This window comes from Saccharopolyspora sp. 6V (assembly GCF_020176785.1).
Lineage (GTDB): Bacteria > Actinomycetota > Actinomycetes > Mycobacteriales > Pseudonocardiaceae > Saccharopolyspora_C > Saccharopolyspora_C gregorii.
In genome coordinates, this window is the sequence record NZ_JAIUKB010000152.1 from 1 (window position 1) to 8,646 (window position 8,646).

Consider the following 8,646-nt stretch of genomic DNA (forward strand, 5'->3'; position numbering starts at 1 on the left):
CCCCCCGCCGGCCCGCGGGCCGCGCCGCCCGCGCCCGGCCGGCGCGCGGCGGGGGGGGCGGGGGGGGGGGGGGCCCCCGGCGCCCCCCCCCGGCCCCCCCCCCCCCCCCCCCCCCCCGCCCCGGTCAGCCCTTGCTGGGACGCCGCTGCGGGCGCGGCGGCGTCACGCCGTCCGCGAGCCGCCGCGTGACCAGCAGGAACGCGGTGTGCGCGACCATCCGGTGCTCCGGCCGCACCGCCAGACCCACCACGTGCCACGGCCGGATCAACGTCTCCCACGCCTGCGGCTCGGTCCAGCACTGCTGCTCGCGGATGGCCTCGGTGACCTTGGACAGCTGCGTCGTGGTCGCCACGTAGACCACCAGCACGCCGCCCGGAACCAGGTTCTGGAACACGGTGTCCAGCACGTCCCACGGCGAGAGCATGTCCAGCACGACCCGGTCGACCTGGCCCTCGTCGTAGTCGGCGAGGTCGGCGACGCGCAGGGTCCAGTTCTCCGGGACCTCGCCGAAGAACTTCCGCACGTTGCGCTCGGCGTGCTCGGCGTGGTCCTCCCGCACCTCGTAGGACACGACGCTGCCCTGCTCGCCGACCGCGCGCAGCAGCGAGCAGCTCAGCGCGCCGGAACCGGCCCCCGCCTCCAGGACCCGCGCGCCGGGGCGGATGTCACCCCACATCAGGATCTGCGCGGCGTCCTTCGGGTAGATGACCTGCGCACCGCGCGGCATCGACAGCACGTAGTCGGCCAGCAGCGGCCGCACCGCCAGGAACGACGTGCCGCCCGCCGAGGTGACCACCGAGCCCTCGGGGCTGCCGATGAGGTCGTCGTGCGCCAGCGCGCCCCGGTGGGTGTGGTACTCGCCGCCGGTCTCCAGGACGACGGTGTAGTGCCTGCCCTTCGGATCGGTCAGCTGGACCCGGTCGCCGGGCTGGAACTCACCGCTGACGGTGCTCACGTGCTTCGTGCCTCCATGTGCGCGTTCGGCAAGGGGCCGCCGGGCGCGGGACGTCACGGGAGTGAGCGGTGGGGCCGCGGCCGGCGGGTACGGCGGACCATCGTCGCAGAGGGCCCGGGCGGTTCCCGCCGGTGCTCACCGTTCGCGGGCGCGGGAGCGGAGCGCGCTGCGCAGGTCCTCCCGGCGCAGCACCCCGCAGGGCCTGCCTTCGGTGTCGATGACGAGGAACTGCCAGGCCAGTACGGTACGCACCCGTTCGAGCACGGCCTCGCCCGGCTCTCCCTCCAGCAGGATGGTGTCCGGGCCGACGGGTTCGGCGGCGTGCTCGGCGGGGTCGCGGGGCGCGCGGGTCGCGAGCCGTTCGGCGGCGGACTGGTCGAGCAGCCCGACCGCGACGCCGTCGGCCCGCACCAGCACCACGCCGCGCCCGGCGGCGGCGACCAGCGCGTCGCCGACGGGGCTCTCGGCGGGCAGTTGCAGCACCGGGCGCATCAGCTCGGCCAGCGAGAACCGCACCGGGCGGCTCCTGCGCTGCTCGGCGGCGTGCTCGGCGGTGGCGCCCGCGATGACGAACCACACCATGAACACGCAGGCCAGCAGCCGCAGCCACTGGTCGTCCACGTCCTGCAGCAACCCGAGCAGCGCCCACACCAGCAGTCCGGCGGCGACGAACCCCGCGCCGACGACGCCCGCGGTGGTGCCCGGCTGCCTGCGCCCGGTGACCGCCCACAGCGCGGAGCGCAGCATCCGCCCGCCGTCCAGCGGCAGCCCGGGCAGCAGGTTGAACGCGGCCACCGCGAGGTTGGCCACGCAGGTCTGCGCGATGAGCAGCCAGACCGCGCCGCCGGGCTCCACCGCGTACCAGCCGAGTCCCGTGACGGCCGCGAGCACCACCGACACGGCCGGCCCGGCGGCGGCCACCAGGCCTTCCTGCGCGGGGGTCGCGGGCGCGCGGCTGATCTCGGAGATGCCGCCGAGCAGGAACAGCCGCACCCGGCGCACCGGCAGACCCAGCCGCATCGCCGCCACGCAGTGCCCGAGCTCGTGCAGCAGCACCGAGGCCGCCAGCAGCACGGTGAACCCGGCGGCGAGGAACGCGCTGGTCCACACGCTCGCGGCGGGCAGGATGCGGCCGACCAGCGGGGTGTAGAGCAGCACGATGAACGCGGCCCCCACCCACCAGGACGGCGACAGCAGCACCGGCACCCCGACCACCCGGCACAGCAGCAGGCCGTTGTCCGGTGGAGCGGCTCGGCCGCGGGCCGTGTTGGCGGGCATGGTCCACAGGGTAGAGCGGGCGGCGTGAGGAGCAGGTGATCCGCCACGGGTGCGCGATCCCGTCGGACCCCTGTTCTAGGGTGCGGGCATGGTGGAACCGGCCCGGACCAGCGACAGCACGCGATCGGAGCTCGCCGGGGCGGGCGGGTCGGACGGGGCGAGCCTGCCCTCCGGCCGGCGCAGGCCCGCGCTGTCGCCGTCCCGCGCGAGTGACTTCAAGCAGTGCCCGCTGCTGTACCGCTTCCGCGCGGTGGACCGGCTGCCGGAGACGCCGACGCGGGCGCAGGTGCGCGGCACGGTGGTGCATTCGGTGCTGGAGCGGATGTTCGCGCTGCCCGCCGAGCAGCGCGACGCCGAGCACGCCCGCGACCTGCTGGAACCGGCCTGGCAGGACCTGCTGGCGGGGCAGCCGGAGCTGGCGGAGCTGTTCGACGGGCCGGAGGATCCGCAGCTGCGCACCTGGCTGGGTTCGGCGACGCGCCTGCTGGACTCGTACTTCGAGCTGGAGGACCCGCGCCGCCTGGAACCGGAGGCCTGCGAGCTGCGGGTGGAGACCGAGCTGGATTCGGGGCTGCTGCTGCGCGGGTTCATCGACCGGGTGGACGTGGCCCCGACCGGGGAGATCCGGCTGGTCGACTACAAGACCGGCGCGGCACCTCGCCAGATCGGCGAGGCGAAGGCCATGTTCCAGATGAAGTTCTACGCGCTGGTGCTGTGGCGCACCCGCGGCGAGGTGCCGAAGCAGCTGCTGCTGATGTACCTGTCGGACGGGCAGTCGCTGGCCTACGCGCCGGACGAGGCGGAGCTGCGCCGCTTCGAGCGGACGCTGGAGGCGATCTGGCAAGCCATCCTGCGCGCCGGGAAGACCGGCGACTTCCGCCCGAACCCGAGCAAGCTGTGCGATTACTGCGACCACAAGTCCCGCTGCCCGGAGTTCGGCGGCACTCCCCCGCCCTACCCGGGTTGGCCGGAACCGGATCCGGGGCAGGAATCCGTGCTGGACCGCACGGACTGATCGTTTTCCGCCGCGGGCGGACGGCTGCCGAGGAGGACGCAGTGGACGAGCGGGCCGTGTTCTACGAGCGGCTGGGCGGAGGAGGTTTCCGCGCCACCGGGCACACCGCGGGCCCGTGGTCGGACGCGGCCCAGCACTTCGGGCCGGTGTCGGCGCTGCTGGTGCGCGAGCTGGAGCGCTGCGAGCCCGCGCCGGGCACGGCGATCCGCCGGGTGACCGTGGACGTGCTGGGCCCGGTGCCGGTGGCCGAGCTGGCGGTGCGCGCCGAGGTGCTGCGCCCGGGCCGGTCGGTGCAGCTGCTGTCGGCGGAGCTGTCCGCGGGCGGGCGGGTGTGCGCGACGGCCCGCGCGTGGCGGATGGTCCGCGGCGACAGCACGCCGGTCGCGGGCGGGCCCCGCGAGGCGCTGGACGATCCGCTGTCCTGGCCGGAGGCGTCGGACATCGACGGCTGGGACCGCGGTTACGCGGCGGCGATGGAGTGGCGCGTCGGCCCCGGCGCGGAGCTCGGCCGCGCCCGGGTGTGGGCGCGGCAGCGGATCCCGCTGCTGGCCGACGAGGAGCCGAGCCCGTTGCAGCGGTTGTTCGCGGTGGTGGACTCGTCCAGCGGCGTGTCCCGCCGGGCGCGGATGTCGGAGTGGTCGTTCGCGAACACCGACCTGACGGTGCACCTGCACCGGGAGCCCTCCGGCGAGTGGGTCGGCCTGGACGCGGAGACGACCCTCGGCCCGGACGGCGGCGGCCTCGCCACCAGCACCGTCCACGACCGCACCGGCCCGATCGGCCGCTCCGCCCAAACCCTCCTGGTCACCCCCCGCTGACCGAGCCGAACGGTCTTCCCTCTTTCCCGTCAGCGGCGAAGCCGCTGAGCTGCCGACCACCCGAGCAACCGGCACCGCCGCGGGTTCTCAGCGGTTCCCTCGCGAGGACAGCGTTTTCTCATGTGGCGGAGCCACCTGTGAAAACGATCCCGCAGCGAGGGAACCGCTGAGGTTCCGCCACCCGAGCACTAAGCAGGCCGACGAACGTCAATCATCGTAAGGATCGAAGTTGGCCGCGCTGTCGAACCAGTCGGTGGCCTGGGTGTCGTCCACGACCGCGAACCGGGCCCCGGTGGGGTCCCGCAGCACGGCGACGCGGCCGATGCTGGAGCCGTAGGGGTCGACGCGGACCCGCCCGCCGAGCCCGATGGCCCGGTGCACGAGCCCGTCGATGCCTTCGTCGGCGTCGGCCCCGAGGTAGAGCAGCCAGTGCGGCCGGGTGTCGGGGGTGATGTAGTCGCGGATCATGCTGACCCGCGCGAGCACGGATTCCCCGGCGAGGTACCAGACGGCGTAGTTGGAGCGGTTCTCGGCGCCGAACTGCTCGGCTTCGTAGCCGAAGAGCCGCTGGAAGAAGCCGTCGGCGGCGGCGGCCTTGATGGTGACGAGCTCGGCCCACATGAGGGTGCCGGGCAGGCCGACGTCGAACTGCCAGGAGTCGTCGGGGGACAGCAGCCCGAACTCGGCGTCGGAGGGCCCCACGAGCACGGTCTTGCGGCCGATGCCGGGCACGTCGGCGGGTGGCACGACGATCCGGGCGCCTTCGCCGAGCGCTTGCTCGGCGGTGGTGTCGACGTCCTGCGCCGCGAGGAACAGCCGCCACTCGGAGTGTTCCCCGGCGGAGCGGCGGATGCTGGCGACGGGGAACCCGTCGCGGTAGGCGACGACGTGCTCCCCTGCCGCGTCGTCCTGGTGCGTCTCGTACCGCCAGCCGAACAGTTCGGCGTAGAACTCGCGGGCCTGCTCCACGTCGGTGGTGACCAGTTCGATCCAGCACGGCATCCCGGCCACGATCTCCCACTGGGGCGCCGCCTCCCCGGGCTGCACTACGGCCATGTTCCTCACCCCCACCTCATCGCTTCAAGATCACTACCCATTATGACCGAGTGATCGACGATCGAGGTCGCGCCGAGGCGGATTCCTCCATCGGAGCGGCGGCGCGGAACAGTGCAAAGAGGACGAACAGGACGATTCGCCCGGAGTATTCCGCTGTCAGAGGTACCGGTAGACGTCCTCGGGCGACAGCCCGCGGGCGAGCATGATCACTTGGAGCCGGTAGAGCAGCTGCGAGATCTCCTCGGCCAGCGCCTCGTCGGACTCGTGCTCGGCGGCGAGCCACACCTCGCCCGCCTCCTCGATGACCTTCTTGCCCTGCGCGTGCACTCCGGCGTCGAGCGCGGCGACGGTCGCCGACCCCTCCGGCCGGGTGCGGGCGCGTTCCTGGAGCTCGTTGAACAGCTCGTCGAAGGTCTTCACGACGTTCGATCCTCGCATCCTGGGCGGCGGGCCCCGACAGCGGTCCCGCCGCCGCTCAGGCGACCGCGTCCGGCAGCAGCGCGCTCAGCGCGGGCACGTCGAAGGACTCCAGCGAACTCAGCAGCACCCGCCGCTCCCCCGGCTCCAGCGGCACCTCGCAGGGCACGGCGACCACGGTGCACCCGGCGGCCACGGCCGCCGACACCCCGGTCGGCGAGTCCTCCACCGCCACGCAGCGCCGCGGGTCCACGTCCAGCAGCCGGGCCGCCCGCAGGTACGGCTCCGGATCGGGCTTGTTGCGGCCGTCGACCTCGTCGCCGCAGACGGTGACGTCGAAGGAGTCCCGGCCCAGCGTGTCCAGCGCGATCTCCGCCAGCGAGCGGATCGTGGAGGTGACCAGCGCGCACGGGACGCCCAGCGCGCGCACCTGCGCCAAGGCCTCCCGGGCCCCGGGCCGCCACGGCAACCCCTGGCGGAACAGCTCCGCGCTGCGCCGCTCCACCCAGTCGGCGGCGTCCGCGACGTTCGCCGGATCGGCGGGCAGGCCCAGATCGGCCAGCAGCATCCGCATGCTGGTGGACATGTTCGAGCCCACCATCGCTTCGCGGGTGGCGACGCCGAGCTCGCCGCCGCGGTGCACGGCGTAATCGCTCAGCGAGATCGACCACAGCTTCTCGGAATCGACCAAGGTGCCGTCCATGTCGAACAGGACGGCGGCGGGGCGGGCGTCAGCCATCGCGCCCTGATCTCAACAAGCTCATCAGTGCCACGCCGCCAGTACAGCAGGGCGGCGGGGGCCGCTCCCAGCGAACGTGGCCGATCCCTCCCCGCCGGTTCGGATCGTCTCCGGGATGTCGGGCGCTCACGTCGGCGATAGGTCGTAGGCTGACGCGGTGAACGATCGCGAACCACGCTCCGCAGACCAGGTGGACCGGACCGAGGGGAATTCGACCGAAGGCACATCGACCGAAGGCAAACCCGCTGGGCCGACCGCCCCGATCGCCGTGATCGGGTTCGAGGGTTGGAACGATGCGGGCGATGCCGCAAGCTCCGCGATCGAGCACCTCGAACTCACCTGGGACGCCTCCCCGCTGGCCGAGATCGACCCGGATCCGTACTACGACTTCCAGGTCTCGCGCCCCACGGTGAAGCTGGTGGACGGCGTGACCCGGAAGGTGAGCTGGCCGACGACGCGGCTGTCGGTGTGCCGGCCGCCGGGCGCCGAGCACGACGTGGTGCTCGTGCACGGGATAGAGCCCAACATGCGCTGGAACGCGTTCTGCGCGGAACTGCTGGAGCACCTCGACAACGCGGGGGTGCGCACCGTGGTGTCGCTGGGCGCGCTGCTCGCCGACGCGCCGCACACCCGCCCGGTGCCGGTGACCGGCACGGCCTACGACGCGGATTCGGCGACCCGCTACGGGTTGGAGCGCTCCACCTACGAGGGCCCGACGGGCATCGTGGGGATCTTCCAGGACTCGTGCGTGCAGTCGGGCATCCCGGCGATCTCGTTCTGGGCGGCGGTCCCGCACTACGTGTCGCAACCGCCGTCGCCGAAGGCGACGCTGGCGCTGCTGCACCGGGTGGAGGACGCGCTGGACCTGGAGGTCCCGCTGGGGAACCTCCCGGACCAGGCCGAGGAGTGGGAAACCACGGTCAGCGAGATGGCCGAGGAGGACGAGGACGTCCGCAACTACGTGCGCGCCCTGGAGGAACGCGGCGACGCCGAGGTGAAGCTCACCGAGACCAGCGGCGACGCGATCGCCGCCGAGTTCGAGCGCTACCTGCGCAGGCGTGGGCCGGGCGGCAAGGGGCCGCTGGGCCCCGGTCCCGGCTGATGCCGCGCCCCGATCGCACGAGAACGCCCTCCGAGCCCGGCTCGGAGGGCGTTCCGCTGTTCGGATCAGCCGGTCAGAGCTGCACGCCGAGGAGCGCGTCGACCGCGGCACGGACCTCACCGGGCGCGGCCGCCTCGGTGCCGCCGCCCGCGAGCGCTTCGTCGGCCCACGCGTCGACCGCGCGCAGCGCGCCCTCGGTGTCCAGGTCGTCGGCGAGCCGGTCCCGCAGCCCGGCGATCGCCGTGGCGGCGGCCGGTGCCGCGGCCAGCGCCGCCGCCTCCCGCCAGCGCGCCAGCCGGGCAGTGCCCGCGGTGAGCGCGTCCGCCGTCCAGGAGCGGTCCGTGCGGTAGTGCGCGTCCAGCAGCGCCAGCCGCACCGCCATCGGGTCCACCCGGTCGCCGCGCAGCCGGGAGACGAACACCAGGTTGCCCTTCGACTTGGACATCTTCTCGCCGTCGAGGCCGACCATGCCCGCGTGGCAGTAGTGCCGCGCGAACGGGGATTCGCCGGTCAGCGCCTCGGCGTGCGCGGCGCTGTACTCGTGGTGCGGGAACGCGAGGTCGGAGCCGCCGCCCTGCACGTCGAAGGTCATCCGCAGCCGGTTCAGCGCGATCACCGAGCACTCCAGGTGCCAGCCGGGCCTGCCGGGCCCGAGCTCGGACTCCCAGGACGGCTCGCCGGGCCGGGCGGCCCGCCACAGCAGCGCGTCCAGCGGGTGCTCCTTGCCGGCGCGGTCCGGGTCGCCGCCGCGCTCGGCGAAGAACTTGAGCATGTCCTCCGGGCCGTAGTTCGACTCGTAGCCGAACCGGCCGGTCGCGTCGTGCCGGTAGTAGACGTCCGGGTACTCGTCGTCGACCCGGTAGGCGGCGCCGGAGGACAGCAGCTTGCCGACCGCTTCCACGATCTCCGGCATGGCCTCGACCGCGCCGATGAAGTCCTGCGGCGGCAGCACCCGCAGCGCGGCCATGTCCTCCCGGAACAGCGCCGTTTCGCGCATGCCGAGCACGACCCAGTCCTCACCGTCGCGGTCGGCCCGCTCCAGCAGCGGATCGTCGATGTCGGTGACGTTCTGCACGTAGTGCACTTCGTGGCCGTTGTCGAGCCACACGCGGTGGACCAGGTCGAACGCCAGGTAGGTGGCGGCGTGACCGAGGTGGGTGGCGTCGTACGGGGTGATGCCGCAGACGTACATCCGCGCGACGGGGCCGGGCTGGGTGGGCCGGACCTCGCCGGTGGCGGTGTCGAAGAGCCGGAGGGGGCGGGGTG

At 73.5% G+C, this 8,646-nt stretch carries 9 protein-coding genes; 3 read left to right on the forward strand and 6 right to left on the reverse strand.

The features are described from left to right. Positions 1-124 precede the first annotated feature (124 nt). Together LCD35_RS25600 and LCD35_RS25605 are read right to left on the reverse strand one after the other, a co-directional pair. Positions 125-955, reverse strand: a complete 831-nt coding sequence (locus LCD35_RS25600; protein WP_224960100.1) for a tRNA (adenine-N1)-methyltransferase — start codon at positions 953-955, stop codon at positions 125-127. Positions 956-1,090: 135 nt separating this feature from the next. Beyond that, positions 1,091-2,233, reverse strand: a complete 1,143-nt coding sequence (locus LCD35_RS25605; protein ID WP_224960099.1) for a site-2 protease family protein — start codon at positions 2,231-2,233, stop codon at positions 1,091-1,093. An 88-nt stretch (positions 2,234-2,321) separates the two neighbouring features. Here LCD35_RS25605 and LCD35_RS25610 point away from each other — a divergent pair, with 88 nt between their 5' ends. Together LCD35_RS25610 and LCD35_RS25615 are read left to right on the forward strand one after the other, a co-directional pair. After that, the gene (locus LCD35_RS25610) at positions 2,322-3,248 is read left to right on the forward strand and encodes a RecB family exonuclease (RefSeq protein WP_225045084.1); all 927 of its coding nucleotides are present in this window, start codon (positions 2,322-2,324) and stop codon (positions 3,246-3,248) included. A gap of 41 nt (positions 3,249-3,289) precedes the next feature. Beyond that, positions 3,290-4,066, forward strand: coding sequence for a thioesterase family protein (locus LCD35_RS25615; protein ID WP_224960097.1), 777 nt, complete (start codon positions 3,290-3,292; stop codon positions 4,064-4,066). A gap of 207 nt (positions 4,067-4,273) precedes the next feature. On the opposite strand, the gene LCD35_RS25620 is transcribed toward LCD35_RS25615, so the two are convergent. The 3 genes from LCD35_RS25620 to LCD35_RS25630 all read right to left on the reverse strand — a co-directional run bounded on the left by LCD35_RS25620 (position 4,274) and on the right by LCD35_RS25630 (position 6,278). After that, complete coding sequence (locus tag LCD35_RS25620; RefSeq protein WP_224960095.1) at positions 4,274-5,122, reverse strand: VOC family protein; 849 nt, start codon at positions 5,120-5,122, stop codon at positions 4,274-4,276. A 156-nt stretch (positions 5,123-5,278) separates the two neighbouring features. Further along, positions 5,279-5,542: a phosphoribosyl-ATP diphosphatase gene (locus LCD35_RS25625; protein WP_224960093.1), complete on the reverse strand. Its 264-nt coding sequence runs from the start codon at positions 5,540-5,542 to the stop codon at positions 5,279-5,281. Between the two features lie 55 nt (positions 5,543-5,597). After that, a complete protein-coding gene (locus LCD35_RS25630; RefSeq protein WP_224960091.1) occupies positions 5,598-6,278 on the reverse strand; it encodes an HAD family phosphatase in 681 nt (226 codons plus the stop codon). 262 nt (positions 6,279-6,540) lie between these two features. On the opposite strand from LCD35_RS25630, the gene LCD35_RS25635 reads away from it, so the two are divergent. Then, positions 6,541-7,380: a PAC2 family protein gene (locus LCD35_RS25635; RefSeq protein ID WP_224960103.1), complete on the forward strand. Its 840-nt coding sequence runs from the start codon at positions 6,541-6,543 to the stop codon at positions 7,378-7,380. Positions 7,381-7,453: 73 nt separating this feature from the next. Here the strand turns inward: LCD35_RS25635 and mshC are convergent. Beyond that, the coding region (gene mshC, locus LCD35_RS25640) for a cysteine--1-D-myo-inosityl 2-amino-2-deoxy-alpha-D-glucopyranoside ligase (protein WP_225045085.1) at positions 7,454-8,646 on the reverse strand (1,193 nt) is incomplete at its 5' end.